Here is a 17619-nt window from a genome sequence, read left to right as displayed (position 1 = left end):
GTGCCCTCGCCTGACCACCCAACCTTACGGCGTTTCGCGGGGGCGCCCGCAGCCCCCTTGCACGGGGGAGTGAACGGATCACTGCCCCGATCCTCACCCCCGGACACCCCCGCCCGCGCACAGCCTCACGCGCGGGCGGGCTCACGCACCCACAGCCTCACGCGCGGGCGGCCTCAGGCCGGTACGTCCGCGCTCCGGCCGGGGTGCGAGGCGACCAGCGCCTCCAGGTCCGCGATCGCGGCCCGCTCGTCCAGCGTCGTCAGCACGCGGTCCCGCATCAGCACCCGGCCGTCCACCACCGTGTCCCGCACGTCCGAGGAGTGCGCCGCGTACGCCAGCGTCGACCAGGGATCGTGCGCCGGACGCAGATGCGGCGCGGCCAGGTCGAGCACGACGAGGTCGGCGCGCTTGCCCACCTCCAGCGACCCCAGCCGGTCGCCGAGACCCAGCGCCCGCGCCCCCTCGACCGTCGCCATCCGTACGGCCTGCTCGGCGCCGACCGCCGTCGGGTCGCCGCCCGCTTTGTGCACCAGCGCCGCCTGCCGCACCGCCCCCAGCACGTCGAGGGAGTTGGAGCTGACCGCCCCGTCGGTGCCCAGGCCCACGGTCACGCCCGCGCTCAGCAGCCGCGGCACCGGCGCGATCCCGCAGCCCAGCTTCAGGTTGGACACCGGACAGTGGGCGACGGCCGTCCCGGTGCGGGCCAGCGCCGCGATCTCCGGGCCGGTCAGATCCACCGCGTGCGCCAGCAGCACGTCCGGGCCGAGCAGCCCGAGCGAGTCCAGCAACTCCACCGGCCGCTTGCCGTACTTGACCTCGACGGTGGCCACCTCGGTGGCGTTCTCCGCCGCGTGGATGTGCACCAGCGCCCCGAACTCCCGCGCCAGCGCGAACACTTCGGTGAGCTGATCGGGCGAGAGGGTGTACGCGGAGTGCGCGAACACCACCGGCCGCTCCCCGTCCCGCACCGACTCCGCGCGCGCCGCCAGGTCCCGGCGCGCCCACGCCGTCCGGTCCTCGTAGGCGAGGCCGTCGGGCGGCTCGGGCACGTCCATGAAGGTCGGCCCGGTCAGCAGTCGCCAGCCCGCCTCGCGCGCGACCCGCTCGGCGGCCTCGTGGAACCAGTACATGTCCAGCGCCGAGGTGACCCCGGCCCGGACGCTCTCGGCGACCGCCAGCCGTACCGCCGCCGCGACCGCCTCGGGCGCCAGCAGGTCCGCCTCCCAGCGCAGCACCCGCTCCAGGAACCCCTGGAGGGTGACGTCGTCGGCGCGGCCGCGCAGCAGCGTCATCGCCAGATGCGTATGGGTGTTGATCAGCCCGGGCAGCACCAGGCAGCCCCCGGCGTCGATCTCCGTCCGCGCCGTGTACCGCGTCCTGAGATGGCGGGCCGGGCCGACGGCGACGATCTCGCCCCCGTCCACCGCGACCGCCCCGTCCCGCAGGACCGTCCCGGCGTCGTCCGCGGTCAGGACGTCACCGCCGTGCACCAGCAGGTCGACGCTCACGCCCCCGCCTCCTCGGCCAGCAGCCGCAGCGCCTCCAGGGACACCACGGCGCCGCGCTCGACACCGGCCGCGACGACCTCGCGGTGCGGGTCGTAGCCGCCGGTGGCCTCCTCGTCGACCAGTTCGTCGGCGTTCGCCCCGTCGATCACCAGCACACCGCCGGCGACCAGACCGCGCAGCGAGGCCGTGACCAGCAGCGCCGACAGCTCCATCTCGATGGCGGCGAGCCCGGCGCCCTCGTAGGAGAACAGCGGGAGCAGCCCCGGCTGGAAGGCCGCCCGGGTCCACACGACACCGCGGTGGTGCGGGGCGCCCTGCTCGCGCGCGGCCCGCTGGAGCGCGAACACCGCCTCGGGCGCGGCGACCGCCGGATACTCCGGGGGCAGAAGCTGATGGGTGACGCCGTCGTCGCGGACGGCCGCCTCGGCGACGACCAGATCGCCGTCCGCGATGCCCGGCCGGATCGCGCCCGCCGTGCCGAACCGCAGGAAGGTGCGCACGCCGGCGTCGGCCAGCTCCTGGAACAGCAGGATCGCGCCCGGCGCGCCCACCCCGTGCGAGGCGACGACCACCGGCACGCCCTTCCAACTGCCGCTGAACACCCGGTACTCGCGGTGGTACGACACCTCCTCGGCGCCGTCCAGGAGCGCGGCGACGGCCGCCGCGCGCGCCGGGTCGCCGACGACCACGGCGTGGGCGGGCAGCCCGGTGCGCGGTATGCGGGTGATGGGCAGGAGGTCGTGCGTCATGAACGTGCTCCAGAGGGACGGGGACGGCGACGGCGGCGGGCCGTCGTGAGGAAGAGCGCGCCGAGCGTGACGACGTACGGCGCGGCGTCGGTCGCCTGCTGCGGCAGACCGAGGCCCTGGAGCCGGAAGCCGGCCGCCTCGGCGAGCCCGAAGAGCAGCGCGGCGAGCAGCACGCCGAGCGGTGCCGCCCGGCCCAGCATGACGGCCACGACCGCGATCCAACCACGCCCCGCGGTCATGTTCTCGGAGAACAACGTCACGTTTCCCAGGGCGAGTTGGGCGCCCGCGAGACCGCACAGCACTCCGGACAGCAGGATCGCGCCGTACTGGTAGGAGGCGGGGCGTACGCCCAGCGTGGCCGCGGCGTCCGGCGCCTCGCCCACCCCGCGCAGCCGCAGCCCCCACACATGCCGGGACAGCAGCACACCCGCCACCGCGACCGCCACCCACGACAGGTAGGCGAGCGGGGTGAAGCCGCCGATCAGCGGCAGTCCGGCCAGCGCCGGATCGTCGAAGGTGCCCTGCACGCCGAAGACCGTCCGCAGCAGGAAGCTGGTCAGACCGACGGCGAGCAGGTTCATCGCGATGCCGAGGACGACCGCGTCCCCGCGCAGGGTCACCGCGCCCACCGCCAGGATCAGGGAATACCCGGCCGCCGCGAGTGCGGCCGCGAGGACCCCCAGCCAGGGGCTGCCGGTGAACCAGCTCGTCGCCACCGCCGTGAAGCAGCCCATCAGCATCATGCCTTCGAGGCCGATGTTGAACACGCCCGCCCGCTCGCACAGGGCGCCGCCGAGGGCGGCCAGCAGGATCGGGGTGAGGGCGCGCAGCGCCGACAGCAGCAGATCGGAGTCGAGGAACATCAGACCGCCTCCCTCTCGCGGGAACGGCGGCGCAGCAGACGGCCGGGAAGGCGCAGCCGGGCCGCCAGGAACACGATGACGATCGCCTGGAGCACCTGCGTCAGCTCGCGCGGCACCTCCGTGGTGCGCTCCATCGCCAGGCCGCCGACCTGGAGGACGGCGAAGAAGAACGCGGCGACCAGCGTGCCCAGCGGCGCCGCGCCGGCCAGCAGGGCCGCCGTCAGACCGGTCCAGGTGTAGCCGGGCGCGGTGAGCGAGCCGTCCACGAACCGGTACGGGAAGCTCAGCACCCCGATCGCGCCCACCAGACCGGCGAGCCCGCCGGAGACCGCCATCAACCGCAGGGTCAGGCCCCGGCGTTCGACACCGGCGTAGGCGGAGAACCGCGCGTTGAGGCCGGTCATCCGGATCTCGTAGCCGACGGCGGTGCGCCGGTCGGTGAACCAGTAGGCGGCCGCCGCGAGGACGACCAGCACCAGCCCGAGGGTGACGGTGGAGTCGCCGAACGCGGGCAGCGCCACCCCGTCCGGCAGGGCGCGGGTCTGCGGCAGGCTGGAGCCCGGTTCCTTGAGCGGATAGCGGGCCAGATAGGAGGCCAGCGACACCGCCGGGTAGCTCAGCAGCAGACTGCTGACCAGCAGCGGCACCCCGAAGTGGTTCTCGCACAGGGCCGCCAGCACCGCGTACCCGGCGCCCGCCGCGACGCCCGCGAGGAGCGCCAGGGCGACGGTGAGGGGCGCGGGCAGCGGCGAGGTGAGCCCGGTGACCGCGGCGGTGATCCCGCCGAGGACCATCTGTCCGTCGCCGCCGAGGTTGATCAGCCCCGCGCGCAGCGGGATCGCGAGCGCCAGCGCGAGGCCGAGCACGCTGGTGCCGGTGGTCAGGGTCGCGCCGATGCCGTCGCCGCCGAGCGCGCCGGTCAGCACGGCCCCGTACGCGGTGAGCGGGTCCGCGCCGGTTCCGACGAGGAACAGGGCGCCGATGAGCAGGCCCGCGAGCACGGAGAAGGTGAGGGGGGAGCGCAGCGCTCCGGATATGCGTGTCATGTCAACGGGTCCGCGTGTCATGGCCGTTCGGCCGCCTCCGTGGTCGTCGCGGCCGTCCCGGCACCCGCCATCGCGAGGCCCAGGGTCCGCTCGTCGGCGTCCTCCTTGGCGTACGCGGCCGCGATCCGGCCCTCGTACATCACCAGGACCCGGTCCGCGAGCCCCCGGATCTCACTGAGTTCGGCCGACACGAGCAGCACGGCGTGCCCGGCGTCGCGGTAGGCGATCAGCTCGTCGTGGATGGTCTGGACGGCGCCGATGTCGACCCCGCGGGTGGGCTGCTCGACGAGCAGCAGCGGGGCGTCATGGGCGAGTTCACGGCCGATCAGCAGCTTCTGGAGGTTGCCGCCGGACAGCGCCGAGGCGGGCACCTCGGTGGTCGCCGCCTTGATCCCGAACCGTTCGACGAGCCGCCGCGCATGGGCGCGCACCGCCGCCGGCGGCAGCAGACCGCGGGCGGACAGGGAGGTGCGGTGATGGCCCATCGCCAGGTTCTCGGCGACCGACGCCGCCGGTGCCGTACCGACCGCGTGCCGGTCCTCCGGCACGTACGCCAGGCCCTTCGCGCGGCGTTCGGTGGCCGAGGCGTGCGTGATGTCGTCACCGGCGAGCGCGACGCGCCCGGCGGTGACGGGACGCAGCCCGGCCAGCGCCTCGACCAGCTCGCTCTGCCCGTTGCCCGCGACGCCCGCGATCCCGACGATCTCCCCGGCGTGGACAGTGAGGTCCACATCGTGGACGGACGCGGTGTGCAGCCCGGTGACCTTCAGCACCTCGGCGCCGGGGGTGCCCGGCGGATGGAGGCGGTCCAGCTCCACCGCGCGGCCGGTCATCGCGGCGGCGATCGCGTCGGCCGTCGTCGTGGCGGTGTCCAGCCGGGCGACCACCCGGCCGTCGCGCAGCACGGTCACCCGGTCCGAACCCTCCAGCACCTCACGGAGCTTGTGGGTGACCAGGACGACCGTACGGCCCTGCGCGGTCAGCGACCTGAGGACGGCGAACAGGGCGTCCGCCTCCGCCGGGGTGAGCACCGCCGTCGGCTCGTCCAGGACGAGTGTGCGGGCGCCGCGGTGCAGCAGCTTGAGGATCTCCACCCGCTGCCGCAGCCCCACCGGCAGATCGCCCACCCGGGCGTCCGGATCCACCGACAGGCCGTGCTCCTCGGCGAGTTCACTCACCCGGCGGCGGGCGGCGGCCCGGTCGACCAGACCGAAGCGGCGCGGTTCGGCGGCGAAGACGACGTTCTCGGCGACCGTCAGCGAGCCGAACAGCTTGAAACTCTGGTGGACCATGCCGAGTCCGGCCGCCATCGCGTCCGACGGGCTCGTGAAGCGCACGTCCCGCCCGTCGACGCGCACCGATCCCGAGTCGGCGCGCTCCATGCCGTACAGGATCGACATCAGCGTGGACTTGCCCGCGCCGTTCTCGCCCATCAGGGCGTGGATCTCGCCGCGGCGGACGGTCAGGTCGACGGCGTCGTTGGCGAGCGTGCTGGGGAACCGCTTGGTGATCCCCCGCAGCTCGACGGCGAGTTCGGGTTCAGCTCGCGGCGGGGTCATCGACCTTCAGCTCTCCGGACACGATCTGGTCGCGCAGCGCCTCGACCTTCGTCAGGACGTCCTTGTGCTCGGCGATCACGCACTGGGAGGACTCCACCCCGTCCTCCAGACCGGTCAGGCTGATCCCGCCCTCCTTCAGGCCGTACGACACCGTGGTGCCCGTGGTGCCGCCGAGGACCGCCTCGACACCCTTCGCCACGGCGACGTCCGTGCGCTTGATCACGTTGTCGACGACCGTGCCGGGCGCCGCCGTGCACTGGTTGACGTCCACGCCGTACGCGAACGCGCCCTTGGCCTTGGCCGCCTCGAAGACGCCGTAGTTGCCGGCCGCGGCGGCGGCCATCAGGTGGTCGTAGCCCTTGGCGAGCAGGGTGTTGGCCTGCTCCTTGGCGCGGGCCGAGTCGTCGAAGGGGGACTGGCCGCCGACGAAGCGCGTGGAGGTCTCGGTCTTCGCGGCGACCTTCCTGGCGCCGGCCGCGAACGGGTCGCTGTAGCGGCGGAACTGGGGCGTGTCGAGCACGTCCACCGCGCCGACCTTGCCGGACTTGCTGAGCAGGCCCGCCTCGGCGCCGGCCAGGAAGACGCCCTCGTGCTCGCGGAACACCGCGCAACTGACGTTCGCGAACGTCTTGGTGGTGCAGGCGTCCACGATCAGGAACTGCTGCTTCGGGTGCTTCTGCGCCTGCTGGGCGACGACGTCGGCGAACTCGAAGCCGACCAGCACGATGACGTCCGGCGCGGCGTCCACCGCGGCCTGCACGTTCTGCTGCTGGGAGGCGGCGTCGGTGGACTCGTAGACCTTCCGGGTGCCCTGGTGCTGCTTCGCCGCGCTCTCGATGCCGGTGACGGCCAGCTTGAGGAACTCGTTCTGCCCGACGGCGTCCGGGGTGACCAGGGTGAAGGACTTCCCGCTGCCGCCGTCCGCGCTGTCGGACGTGTCCTTCTTCGCGGCGGCGTTGCACGCCGTGGCGGCGCCCACGAGCAGGGCGGTGGCGGTGACTGCGTGCAGGGTACGGCGGGTTCTGCGGGACATCGGGGGACCTTCCGGGGATACGGCGAACCGCGCTCGACGGCGAGCGGGTGAAGAGGGAGGAACGGGTGAAGAGAGGGCGAGAGCCTGAGGGGTGACGGGGCGCCGGGGCGGAGGTCAGCGTCGACAGCCGTCGCCGCAGCACCGGCCGAAGTCGAGGAAACGGCGCTTGGTCAGCATCACGGTCTCCTCCTTCGTCTCGGTCCGCGGACTGGGTTCTGGACAGTACCACCCGTTTCCAGACAGGCGTACGGCTGTCTCGAACTATGGTTCTCCCAGGTCATGTACGGTGTCGGACACCACAGGAACATCAGGAGTGTCCCGTTATGTCCCAGGAACTGCGCGCCGTCGCATGGACCGGAACCGGCCTCGCGCTGATCGACCAGACCGTCCTCCCGCACCGCACCGAGACCGTCGACGTCCGCGATGTGGACACCCTGGTGGACGCGATCCGACGGCTCGTCGTGCGCGGCGCCCCCGCCATCGGCGCGGCCGGTGCCTACGGCGTCGCCCTCGCCCTGCTCCAGGGCGCACGCGAAGGCTGGACCGAGACCGAGGTGCGCGCCGCCGTCGCCCGCGTCCGCGAGGCCCGCCCCACCGCCGTCAACCTCATGGTGTGCGTCGACCGGGTCATGACCCGCTTCCCCGAAGGACTCGACGCCGTCCTCGAAGAGGCGGCCGCCGTCCAGCGCGAGGACGTCGAGGCCAACCGCGCGATGGGCGCCCACGGCGCCGACTGGCTCCTCCGACGCGTGGGCGGGGAGCGGCCGTTGCGTGTCCTCACCCACTGCAACACCGGCGCCCTCGCCACCGCCGGGTGGGGCACCGCCCTCGGTGTCGTCCGCGAACTCCACGCCCGCGGACGCCTGGAGGTCGTCTACGCCGACGAGACCCGCCCGCTGCTCCAGGGATCCCGGCTCACCGCCTGGGAGTTGGCCCAGGAGGGCATCCCGCACTACGTCCAGGCCGACGGGGCCGCCGCCGGGACCATCCTGCGCGGCGAGGTCGACGCGGCGATCGTCGGCGCCGACCGGATCGCGGCCAACGGCGACACCGCCAACAAGGTCGGCACGGTCGGCGTGGCCCTCGCCTGCGCCGACGCCGGCATCCCGTTCCTGGTCGCGGCGCCCACCACCACGGTCGACCTCGCCACCAAGACCGGCGACGACATCCACATCGAACTGCGCGGCGAGGACGAGGTGCTGGAGTGGGCCGGCGTCCGCACGGCACCCGCAGCCTCCCGCGGGCACAACCCCGCCTTCGACGTCACACCGGGACGCCTGGTGACCGGGCTGGTCACCGAGCGCGGTGTCCTGGAGGTGTCGGCGGGCGAACTGCCGGGCGAGCGGCCGGGATAGCCCGGAACAGGGAGGGCGGGGGAGGAGCTGGTCAGCGCCTGGTCAGCTCCAACTCCAGCAGCCACTCCACCACTTCGGTGTGATGACGGGCCTGGCGCGGGCTGTCGCCCCACACGTACAGCCCGTGGCCCGCCACCACCACCGCCGGCATCCGGGGCTCACGGGCCGCCTCCAGACGGTCCCCGAGCACCTTCATGTCCTGGCTGTTGGCGATGACCGGCAGCGTCACCTCGACGTCGTGCGCGGGCTGCCCCACGCCCTTGAGCATCTCCAGGTCCCGGAACACGATCCCGCCCGGGTGCCGGTGACCGAGCGCCACGGACGCCACGGTGTGCACGTGCACCACAGCGCCCGCACCCGTCAGCGCCGCCACCCGCGCGTGCAGCTCGGCCTCCGCCGACGGCCGCCCGTCCCCGACGGCCGTGCCCTGACCGTCCACCAGCACCACGTCCGCGGGCGTCAGTTCACCCTTGTCGTGGCCGCTGGCGGTCACCGCGAGGCGCAGCGGATCGCGTGAGAGCACCACGGACAGATTGCCCGAGGTGCCCCGCATCCAGCCGAAGGACGCGAAGCGGGCGGACTCGGCGGCCAGGACCGCGCCCGCCTCCTCCAGGTCGAGTGCGCTCATCTCGGCGGTCATGCGGTGCTCCCGGTGGTGCTGGTCGTGCTGATGGTGATCTCGTCGAACGTCCCCGCCTGCGGGTGGTCGCCGACGCCCTGCTCGTAGTACGGCTCCCCGGGCCGCCGGATCCCGGCGGTGTGCCAGCCGGCCGCACGCGCGGCGTCCAGCTCGCCGGGCCGGTCGGAGAGGAAGAGCAGCCGGCCGCCGGGGATCCCGGCCGATCCGGCGATCCGGCGGTACGACGCCGGTTCCTGCTTGGGGCCCGCATTCTCGGTGTCGTAGAGGCCCGAGAGGAGCGGGGTGAGGTCGCCGTCCGGGCTGTGGCCGAACCACGCCCGCTGCGCCGGCACCGAGCCGGACGAGTAGACGTACAGCCGCAGCCCCGCCGCGTGCCAGGCCCGCAGGGCGGGGACGACGTCGTCGTAGAAGTGCGAGACGAGGTCGCCGCGTGCGAAGCCCTCCGCCCAGACGATGCCCTGGAGCGTCTTGAGCGGGGTCGCCTTGCGGTCGTCGTCCAGCCAGGAGTTGAGCGTCTTCTCGATCGCGTCCGGACCGGCGTCCGGGTTCCCGCTCAACTCCCGTACCTGGGCGATCGCGCGCGCCACGGCGGGTTCGTCGGCGCGCTCGGTGAGCAGGGCGGCGAAGCGGGCGCGGGAGTACGGGTACAGCACGTCGACGACGAAGCCCGTGGCGCTCGTGGTGCCCTCGATGTCGAGCACCACGGCGTCCACGTCGAACGGGTGGTGGCGCAGGCTCACGCGGCGGCCCGGTCGCCGTCGTGACCGGCCGCGATGGTGTCGTAGTCCGGGAAGCGGGAGGCGATGGTGGAGCCGGTGAAGCTGCCGACCCAGCCGTCCTCCTCGTGGAAGAAGCGGATCGCGGTGAACGACGGCCGGGTGCCCATGTCGAACCAGTGCGTGGTGCCGCGCGGTACGCCGAGCAGGTCGCCCTTCTCGCAGAGGACCGCGTGCACCTCGCCGCCGGCGTGCAGATAGAAGATGCCGGAGCCGGAGACGAAGAAGCGGACCTCGTCGTCGTCCTCGTGGGTGTGCTCCTGGAGGAACTTCTCGCGGGCCGCCTTCGCCTTCGCGGGGAACTCCGGGTCGTCACTGGGGTGCAGGCCGAGGACGTCGACGGTGGTGAAGCCCTCCTCGGCGTTCAGCTTCTCGATCTCCGGGCCGTACGCGGCGAACACGGTGTCGCTGTCGGCGTCGTCAGGCACGTCCTCGCGGACGGGCCACTGCTCGTAGCGCACGCCGAGCGGCTTGAGGGCCTCGGCGATCTCGGCGGGGTCGGAGGTGCGGCGGACCAGGGTCTCCGGGCCGGTCTCGGGCCAGGTCGTCAACAGGGTCATGGAGGCAACTCCGTGCGTCTGGAAGGGGTGGGGGTTCCGTGATGGTAGCTCCGGATGCCGTGTACACCGACCGTGATCACGGTGTTGTCTCATATCGCGAGATTCGTGTCCATTTCATGTCGGGAGTATGTCCTGACCGGCGAAAACGCGGCGCGTGGCGGGGCATACGGAAGGGGCGGCTCCACCGGAGTGGAGCCGCCCCTTCCCGGTTCGGGCCCCGGGTACGGCGGGGCCCTCCCCTGTCACCCCGCGCCGGTCAAAGGGGAGTGGACCGGGACGGGGGAGGCATGCGGGCGCGTCACTTCTTGTCGAGCACGTCCTGCACCTTCGCGCGCACGTCGTCCGTGGCGAGACCGCGGATCGTCAGCGTCGTACGGCGCCGCAGCACGTCGTCGGCCGTCTCGGCCCACTCGTTGTCCCGGGCGTAGACGACCTGCGCCCAGATCTCGGGCGCGTCCGGGTGGACCCGCTCGCCGAGCCGCGGGTCCTCGTTGGCCAGCCGGGCGATGTCGAAGGCCAGCGAACCGTAGTGCGTCGCCAGGTGCTTGGCGGTGTCGGCGGCCATCCGCGGGCCCGGCGCCGGGTGGTCGACCAGGAGCCGGTGGGCGACCGCGCGCGGGTTGGCGACACCGGGCAGCGGCAGCTTCTTCGGCAGCGAGGAGATCGGCTCGAAGTCGTCGCCGAGGGGATGCCCGGGCAGCGCCTCCAGCTTCTGCATCACGGTGCGGCCGATGTGACGGAACGTCGTCCACTTGCCGCCCGCCACCGACAGCATCCCGCCCCGGCCCTCGGTCACCACCGTCTCGCGCTTGGCCTTGGCGGTGTCGCCGGGCCCGCCCGGCAGCACCCGCAGACCGGCGAAGGCGTACGTGATCAGGTCCCGGTCGAGCTGCTGGTCGCGGATGGAGAACGCGGCCTCGTCGAGTATCTGCGCGGTGTCCTTCTCGGTCACCGACACGTCCGCCGGATCGCCCTCGAACTCCTCGTCGGTGGTGCCGAGGAGCAGCATGTCCTCCCAGGGCAGGGCGAACGTGATCCGGTACTTGTCGATCGGGGTCGCGAGCGCGGCCTTCCACGGCGAGGTCCGCTTCAGGACCAGGTGCGCGCCCTTGGACAGCCGGATGGACGGCGCCGCGTCCGGGTCCTCCATCCGCCGCAGGTGGTCGACCCACGGGCCGGTCGCGTTCAGGACGAGCCGGGCGTTCACCCCGAACTCGTCGCCGGTGAGCCGGTCGCGCAGCTCGGCGCCCGTCACCCGGTTGCGGGTGAAGCGCAGCCCGCTGACCTCGGCGTGGTTGAGGACCACCGCGCCCGCCTCGACGGCCGCGCGGACCGTCATCAGCGCCATCCGCGCGTCGTTCATCTGGTCGTCGCCGTACACGGCCACGGCCCTGAGGTTGTCGGTGCGCAGCTCGGGCACGTCCTGCGCGGCCTTGGCCGGCGAGAGCAGATGCCCCACGCCGTCACCGAAGGCCGACAGGGCGGAGTAGGCGAAGACGCCCGCCCCGAGCTTCGCCGCGCCGTGCGGCCCGCCCTTGTACACGGGGAGGTAGAACGTGAGCGGGTTCGCCAGATGGGGGGCCACCTGGCGGGAGACCGCACGGCGCTCGAAGTGGTTCTCCGCCACCAGCTTCACCGCGCCGGTCTGGAGGTAGCGCAGACCTCCGTGGAGCAGCTTGGAGGAGGCGGAGGAGGTGGCGCCGGCGAAGTCGCCGGCGTCGACCAGAGCCACCCTGAGGCCGGACTGCGCGGCGTGCCAGGCGGTGGAGATGCCCAGGATGCCGCCGCCGATCACGAGAAGGTCGTACGACGCCTTGGAGAGCTGCTCCCGGGTTTCGGCGCGGCTCGGGTTGGAGCCGGAGGCCGGGCGCGTACCGAGGGCAGGCACGGACTGGAGGGTGGGACTGGTCATGTCGGGTTCTTACTCCTCTTCAGAGCTGTCGGGACGGGTTCCGCGTCAGCTCTCGTCCTCGTCGAGCCAGCCCATGGTCCGCTCCACGGCCTTGAGCCAGCTCTTGTACTCACGGTCGCGGGTCTCCGCGTCCATGCGGGGGGTCCATTCGGCGGCCCGCCGCCAGTTGGCGCGCAGGTCGTCGGTGCTGGTCCAGAAGCCGACGGCGAGACCGGCGGCGTAGGCGGCGCCGAGGCAGGTCGTCTCGGCGACCATCGGGCGCACCACGGGGGCGTCCAGGAAGTCCGAGAGGGTCTGCATCAGCAGGTTGTTGGAGGTCATGCCGCCGTCGACCTTGAGGGCCGCGAGTTCGACGCCGGAGTCCTTCGTCATGGCGTCGGTGATCTCACGGGTCTGCCAGGCCGTGGCCTCCAGGACGGCGCGCGCGAGGTGCGCCTTGGTGACGTACCGGGTGAGACCGGCGATCACACCGCGGGCGTCGGAGCGCCAGTACGGGGCGAACAGTCCGGAGAAGGCCGGCACGAAGTAGGCGCCGCCGTTGTCCTCGACCGAGAGCGCGAGCGTCTCGATCTCGGCGGCGGTGGAGATCAGGCCCATCTGGTCGCGCATCCACTGCACCAGCGAACCGGTGACGGCGATCGAGCCCTCCAGGGCGTACACCGGCTTCTCGTCGCCGATGCGGTAGCCGACGGTGGTCAGCAGCCCGGAGTAGGAGTTGATGATCTTCTCGCCGGTGTTCATCAGCATGAACGTGCCGGTGCCGTAGGTGGACTTGGCCTCGCCCTCGGCGAAACAGGTCTGGCCGAACAGGGCCGCCTGCTGGTCGCCGAGCGCGGAGGCGACCGGGATGCCGCCCAGCAGGTCGCCCAGCTTGCCGCCGGTGACCTCGCCGTAGACCTCGGCGGAGGAGCGGATCTCGGGGAGCATCGACAGCGGGACTCCGATGGACTCGGCGATCTTCTCGTCCCACTCCAGCGTGTGCAGGTTCATCAGCATGGTGCGGGAGGCGTTGGTGACGTCGGTGTAGTGCTTGCCGCCGTCGACACCGCCCGTCAGGTTCCAGATGACCCAGGTGTCCATGGTGCCGAAGAGGATGTCGCCGGCCTCGGCGCGCTCGCGCAGGCCCTCGACGTTGTCGAGCAGCCAGCGGGCCTTGGGGCCGGCGAAGTAGGAGGCCAGCGGCAGGCCGGTCTCGCGGCGGAAGCGGTCCTGGCCGACGTTGCGGCCGAGTTCGCGGCACAGGGCGTCGGTGCGGGTGTCCTGCCAGACGATGGCGTTGTGGACCGGCTCACCGGTGTTCTTGTCCCACAGCAGCGTGGTCTCGCGCTGGTTGGTGATGCCGATGGCCTTGATGTCGTCGCGGGTGATGCCGGCCTTGGCGACGGCTCCGGCGACGACCTCCTGGACGTTGGTCCAGATCTCGTTGGCGTTGTGCTCGACCCAGCCCGGCTTGGGGAAGATCTGCTCGTGCTCCTTCTGGTCGACCGAGACGATCCGGCCGTCCTTGTCGAAGACGATGCAGCGGGAGGAGGTGGTGCCCTGGTCGATCGCGGCGATGAAGGGGTCGGCGGTGTGGGCGTCGGTCACGGTGTGCTCCTGGGGTGTTCCGTGGAAGAGGGCTGTCTGTACGGCGCGGTGCTCGGTGCGTGGTGCTCGGTGCGTGGTGCGTGCGGTGGAGGCCGGGCGGTCGGGCTCGGCCTCCACCGTGGGCCTGCGTGTGGGCCTGCGTGCTCCTCAGCAAGTGCTCCTCAGCGCATGCTCCTAAGCGAAGGCGACGTTGTAGATGCCTGCCGCGACGGCGCCGCCGATCAGCGGTCCGACCACGGGGATCCAGGCGTAGCCCCAGTCGGAGCCGCCCTTGTTGGGCAGCGGCAGAAGGGCGTGGACGATACGCGGACCGAGGTCACGGGCCGGGTTGATCGCGTAGCCGGTCGGGCCGCCCAGGGACAGACCGATCGAGACGACGACGAGCGCGGTGATCAGGGCGCCGAGGGTGCCGAGGCCGTCGCCGTCGGCGTTGAGGCCCTGGGTGAGGACGGCGAGCACCAGCACCACGGTGCCGATGATCTCCGTGGCGAGGTTCTGCCAGACGACGCGGATCTCCGGGCCGGTGGAGAAGACTCCGAGGACCGGGCCGGCGCCCTGCTCCTGGGCCTCGACGGCCTTGGCGGCGGTGGCCTGCGCCCCCGGACCGCCGACGATCTCCCTGTCGGTGAGGTGGGCGTGGAACTGCCCGTAGTAGGCGACCCAGACCAGGGCCGCGCCGATCGCGGCGCCGAGGAGCTGGCCCGCCCAGTAGACCGGAACGTTGCTCCAGTCGTCGTCCTTGATCGCGAGCGCGAGTGTCACGGCCGGATTGAGGTGGGCCCCCGAGAGGGGGGCCGAGGTGTAGACGGCCGTCAGTACGGCGAAACCCCACCCGAAGGTGATGGCCAGCCAGCCGGCGTTGCGGGCCTTGGAGGCCTTCAGCGTCACGGCGGCGCAGACGCCGCCACCGAGCAGGATGAGTATGGCGGTACCGATGGTCTCGCCGATGAAGATGTCGGAGCTGGACACCCGCGACTCCTTTGTCGTTCGTCCAAGGGGCCGAACACCGGGTCCCGCCGGTGTTCGGACTGCCCTCGGGGTGAGAGCTGTGCCGGCCCTTGGCGTTGCCACACTCTAGCGCTTATTGCCGGTAGGTGTTCGACAATGCCGACCGATGGACGGGAGTCTTGCTCCGGCCTCACGAGTGCGTCAAGGGTTCTGTTATCGAAAGTGCGATCGTTATTGATCGAGGCTGCTTATCGGTGTTCCGGTGGCTTCGGACGGTGAGCGCCACTCTGCCGTAAATGTCCCGTTGAGTGGAGTTTTCAGCGTAGGCGGGCATGCCGAAAGCCGGAACGCCCACGGCGCCCCGGTGTGTTCGTGTGTTGCTCAGAAGCGTCCGGCGCCCAGGTCCCGCGACACCGCGCGGGCGCAGTCCCGTACGGCCGCGATCAGCTCGGGGCGCAGCTCGCCGTCCCTGGCCAGCCGCTCCACCGCGCCGGTGACGCCCACGGCTCCCACCGGCATCCGCCGCCGGTCGTGGATGGGCGCGGCGATGGAGGCGACGCCCTCCCAGGTCTCCTCCACGTCCGCCGCGTACCCGCGCGCGCGGGTGAGGTCGAGGAGCTGCTCGAAGTCGTCCAGGTCGCACACTGTGCGGTCCGTGAACGCCTTGCGGTCGGCCTCCACGACCTCGCTGTGCGCGACCGGGTCGTAGGCGGACAGCACCTTGCCCAGCGCCGTGGAGTGCAGCGGCTGCATGGCCCCGATCTCCAGGACCTGCCGGCTGTCGTCGGGCCGGAAGACGTGGTGCACGATCAGCACGCCCTGCTGGTGCAGGACGCCCAGATGAACGCTCTCACCGCTGGAACGGGCCAGGTCGTCCGTCCAGACCAGCGCCCGCGCGCGCAGCTCGTGCACGTCGAGGTAGGTGGTGCCCAGGCGCAGCAGCTCGGCGCCCAGTTGATAGCGGCCGGACGGCTCGTCCTGCTCGACGAACCCCTCCTGCTGGAGGGTGCGCAGAATCCCGTGGGCGGTGCCCTTGGCCAGGCCCAGCGAGGACGCGATGTCCGACAGGCCCAGCCTCCGCTCGCCGCCCGCGAGCAGCCGCAGCATCGCGGCCGCCCGTTCGACCGACTGGATGTTCCGTGCCATCGCCCGTCCTGTCTCCGTCCCCTACCGCTGTTCGGCAATGTCGAACACTACCGGTCGATGCCGACCTCCCGCCAATGCCCAGCCGACATGTCTTACGCCACCCGGGCCCCGAACGACAGCCCTGGGAGCCCCCTTTATCGGCCGCCTGGAGACTACGGGGAACCTGCCGGCGGCTTTCCGGAACCCCTCCGGGGCCCTGCCGGGGACCTTCTGGGGCCCGCGGGACCCTGCCGGGACCCGCATGCCCCTTCGGGGGCTCGTCCGGTCCCCGCCAGAGACCTGGACGCCCCCTTCGGGGACTCGTCCGGTCCCCGGCCAGGGATTCATCAGCCTCCGCCGGCGATCTGCCTGGCCTCTGTCGGGGCCCCGTCCGGCCCCTGCTGGGGACCCCTGCGTGTCCCTGGGCACGACCCGTTCGGACCCCGCCCGGGCCTTATTTGCGACCCGCCCGGGTGGTGCCGTTCGCAACCCGTCCGGACCACGCCCGGGCGGGCGCTCCGGGCTCGCCCGGGATCCGCTCGAGGGCGGCTCACGATTCGCCAGCGACCCGCTCGTGCCGCGCCAGGGAGCTGGTGGGAGCCCGACAGCGGTCGGGGTGGAGCCCGCTCGGGCCCTGGTGGGGACACGTTCGCGGTGCGGCAGCAGACCCGTCCGGCTGCCGGCCCCGCCCCTCCGCCGGTCCCGCGACGCCGTCGTCCGGCACATGGACGGGCTGACCATACTGCGGCCGGCCCGGCTACGCTGGCGGCGTGCGTACCTCCTCGGGCGGGGCCCGGGGTGGCGCAAAGCCGACAGCCGTCGCATTCGAGGGAGCCCATTCATGGCCTCTGTGCCGCCGACCCCTTCCGCCGACAGCCGGACCCGTGTGTCCGCGCTCCGAGAGGCCCTGGCCACCCGAGTGGTGGTCGCCGACGGAGCCATGGGCACCATGCTCCAGGCCCAGGAGCCCACGCTCGAGGACTTCGAGAACCTCGAGGGCTGCAACGAGATCCTCAACGTCACCCGGCCCGACATCGTCCGCTCCGTGCACGAGGAGTACTTCGCCGCCGGCGTGGACTGCGTCGAGACCAACACGTTCGGCGCCAACTTCGCCGCGATGGCCGAGTACGACATCCCCGAGCGCGTCCACGAACTCTCCGAGGCCGGTGCCCGCATCGCCCGCGAGACCGCCGACGCCTTCGCCGCCCGCGACGGACGCACCCGCTGGGTCCTCGGCTCCATCGGCCCCGGCACCAAGCTCCCCACCCTCGGCCACGTCGCCTACGGCACCCTGCGCGACGCCTACCAGCAGAACGCCGAGGGCCTCATCGCCGGCGGCGCCGACGCGCTGATCGTCGAGACCACGCAGGACCTCCTCCAGACCAAGGCCGCCGTGCTCGGCGCCCACCGCGCCCGCGCCGCCGCCGGCCTGGACGTCCCGCTCATCGTCTCCGTGACCGTCGAGACCACCGGCACCATGCTCCTCGGCTCCGAGATCGGCGCCGCCCTGACGGCCCTGGAGCCGCTCGGCATCGACATGATCGGCATGAACTGCGCCACCGGCCCCGCCGAGATGAGCGAGCACCTGCGCTACCTGGCGCGCAACGCCCGCATCCCGCTCGCCTGTATGCCCAACGCGGGCCTGCCCGTGCTCGGCAAGGACGGCGCCAGCTACCCCCTCACCGCCTCCGAGCTGGCCGACGCGCAGGAGAACTTCGTCCGCGACTACGGCCTCTCCCTGATCGGCGGCTGCTGCGGCACCACCCCCGAGCATCTGCGCCAGGTCGTCGAACGCGTCCGCGACCTCACCCCCGCCCCGCGCGACCCCCGCCCCGAGGCCGGCGCCGCCTCCCTCTACCAGAGCGTCCCCTTCCGCCAGGACACCTCCTACCTGGCCATCGGCGAGCGCACCAACGCCAACGGCTCCAAGAAGTTCCGCGAGGCCATGCTGGAGGGCC

The 17619-nt window shown here is 72.4% G+C and carries 15 protein-coding genes; 2 read left to right on the top strand and 13 right to left on the bottom strand.

What is annotated here, in order from left to right:
* Nucleotides 1-173: 173 nt before the first annotated feature.
* The 6 genes from G6W55_RS18840 to G6W55_RS18815 are packed head-to-tail and all read right to left on the bottom strand — an operon-like array spanning nt 174 to nt 6758.
* On the bottom strand, nt 174-1508 hold the full coding sequence (locus G6W55_RS18840) for an amidohydrolase (RefSeq protein WP_175522019.1): 1335 nt from the start codon (nt 1506-1508) through the stop codon (nt 174-176).
* Nucleotides 1505-2257, bottom strand: a complete 753-nt coding sequence (locus G6W55_RS18835) for a nucleoside phosphorylase (RefSeq protein ID WP_175522018.1) — start codon at nt 2255-2257, stop codon at nt 1505-1507. The genes G6W55_RS18840 and G6W55_RS18835 overlap by 4 nt, the downstream gene beginning before the upstream one ends.
* On the bottom strand, nt 2254-3120 hold the full coding sequence (locus tag G6W55_RS18830) for an ABC transporter permease (RefSeq protein WP_175522017.1): 867 nt from the start codon (nt 3118-3120) through the stop codon (nt 2254-2256). Before G6W55_RS18830 ends, G6W55_RS18835 begins: the two co-directional genes overlap by 4 nt.
* Nucleotides 3120-4166: an ABC transporter permease gene (locus G6W55_RS18825; RefSeq protein ID WP_175522016.1), complete on the bottom strand. Its 1047-nt coding sequence runs from the start codon at nt 4164-4166 to the stop codon at nt 3120-3122. Before G6W55_RS18825 ends, G6W55_RS18830 begins: the two co-directional genes overlap by 1 nt.
* A gap of 17 nt (nt 4167-4183) precedes the next feature.
* Entirely contained in the window at nt 4184-5725 is a 1542-nt protein-coding gene (locus tag G6W55_RS18820; RefSeq protein ID WP_175522015.1) for an ABC transporter ATP-binding protein, read from the bottom strand.
* Nucleotides 5706-6758: a BMP family ABC transporter substrate-binding protein gene (locus tag G6W55_RS18815; RefSeq protein WP_175522014.1), complete on the bottom strand. Its 1053-nt coding sequence runs from the start codon at nt 6756-6758 to the stop codon at nt 5706-5708. Before G6W55_RS18815 ends, G6W55_RS18820 begins: the two co-directional genes overlap by 20 nt.
* 323 nt (nt 6759-7081) lie before the next feature.
* On the opposite strand from G6W55_RS18815, the gene mtnA reads away from it, so the two are divergent.
* The gene (mtnA, locus tag G6W55_RS18810; protein ID WP_175522013.1) at nt 7082-8113 is read left to right on the top strand and encodes an S-methyl-5-thioribose-1-phosphate isomerase; all 1032 of its coding nucleotides are present in this window, start codon (nt 7082-7084) and stop codon (nt 8111-8113) included.
* Nucleotides 8114-8144: 31 nt separating this feature from the next.
* On the opposite strand, the gene mtnB is transcribed toward mtnA, so the two are convergent.
* From mtnB to G6W55_RS18775, 7 genes are all read right to left on the bottom strand, one after another.
* Complete coding sequence (gene mtnB / locus G6W55_RS18805; RefSeq protein ID WP_175522012.1) at nt 8145-8753, bottom strand: methylthioribulose 1-phosphate dehydratase; 609 nt, start codon at nt 8751-8753, stop codon at nt 8145-8147.
* On the bottom strand, nt 8750-9493 hold the full coding sequence (mtnC, locus tag G6W55_RS18800; protein WP_175522011.1) for an acireductone synthase: 744 nt from the start codon (nt 9491-9493) through the stop codon (nt 8750-8752). The genes mtnB and mtnC overlap by 4 nt, the downstream gene beginning before the upstream one ends.
* Complete coding sequence (locus G6W55_RS18795; RefSeq protein ID WP_175522010.1) at nt 9490-10089, bottom strand: acireductone dioxygenase; 600 nt, start codon at nt 10087-10089, stop codon at nt 9490-9492. Before G6W55_RS18795 ends, mtnC begins: the two co-directional genes overlap by 4 nt.
* Nucleotides 10090-10387: 298 nt before the next feature.
* On the bottom strand, nt 10388-12001 hold the full coding sequence (locus G6W55_RS18790) for a glycerol-3-phosphate dehydrogenase/oxidase (protein ID WP_175522009.1): 1614 nt from the start codon (nt 11999-12001) through the stop codon (nt 10388-10390).
* Nucleotides 12002-12046: 45 nt separating this feature from the next.
* Complete coding sequence (gene glpK / locus G6W55_RS18785) at nt 12047-13588, bottom strand: glycerol kinase GlpK (protein ID WP_175522008.1); 1542 nt, start codon at nt 13586-13588, stop codon at nt 12047-12049.
* Between the two features lie 174 nt (nt 13589-13762).
* Nucleotides 13763-14557, bottom strand: coding sequence for an MIP/aquaporin family protein (locus G6W55_RS18780; protein WP_175522007.1), 795 nt, complete (start codon nt 14555-14557; stop codon nt 13763-13765).
* A 360-nt stretch (nt 14558-14917) separates the two neighbouring features.
* Nucleotides 14918-15682: an IclR family transcriptional regulator gene (locus tag G6W55_RS18775; protein ID WP_030795467.1), complete on the bottom strand. Its 765-nt coding sequence runs from the start codon at nt 15680-15682 to the stop codon at nt 14918-14920.
* Nucleotides 15683-16502: 820 nt separating this feature from the next.
* Between G6W55_RS18775 and G6W55_RS18770 the strand changes: the two genes are divergently transcribed.
* A partial coding sequence (locus tag G6W55_RS18770) for a homocysteine S-methyltransferase family protein (protein ID WP_175522006.1) occupies nt 16503-17619 on the top strand: 1117 nt, incomplete at its 3' end.

This window comes from Streptomyces sp. CAI-85 (assembly GCF_013363615.1).
Classification (GTDB): Bacteria; Actinomycetota; Actinomycetes; order Streptomycetales; family Streptomycetaceae; genus Streptomyces; species Streptomyces antibioticus_B.
Note: the sequence above shows the minus strand (reverse complement) of the source record. Positions and strands in the feature narration are given on the sequence as shown.

Bases quoted from the DNA above. Each gene is read 5' to 3' on its own strand.
- G6W55_RS18835 (WP_175522018.1), bottom strand. From the start codon at position 2,257: ATGACGCACGACCTCCTGCCCATCACCCGCATACCGCGCACCGGGCTG.
- G6W55_RS18830 (WP_175522017.1), bottom strand. From the start codon at position 3,120: ATGTTCCTCGACTCCGATCTGCTGCTGTCGGCGCTGCGCGCCCTCACC.
- G6W55_RS18825 (WP_175522016.1), bottom strand. From the start codon at position 4,166: ATGACACGCATATCCGGAGCGCTGCGCTCCCCCCTCACCTTCTCCGTG.
- G6W55_RS18820 (WP_175522015.1), bottom strand. From the start codon at position 5,725: ATGACCCCGCCGCGAGCTGAACCCGAACTCGCCGTCGAGCTGCGGGGG.
- G6W55_RS18815 (WP_175522014.1), bottom strand. From the start codon at position 6,758: ATGTCCCGCAGAACCCGCCGTACCCTGCACGCAGTCACCGCCACCGCC.
- mtnA (WP_175522013.1), top strand. From the start codon at position 7,082: ATGTCCCAGGAACTGCGCGCCGTCGCATGGACCGGAACCGGCCTCGCG.
- mtnB (WP_175522012.1), bottom strand. From the start codon at position 8,753: ATGACCGCCGAGATGAGCGCACTCGACCTGGAGGAGGCGGGCGCGGTC.
- G6W55_RS18795 (WP_175522010.1), bottom strand. From the start codon at position 10,089: ATGACCCTGTTGACGACCTGGCCCGAGACCGGCCCGGAGACCCTGGTC.
- G6W55_RS18790 (WP_175522009.1), bottom strand. From the start codon at position 12,001: ATGACCAGTCCCACCCTCCAGTCCGTGCCTGCCCTCGGTACGCGCCCG.
- G6W55_RS18775 (WP_030795467.1), bottom strand. From the start codon at position 15,682: ATGGCACGGAACATCCAGTCGGTCGAACGGGCGGCCGCGATGCTGCGG.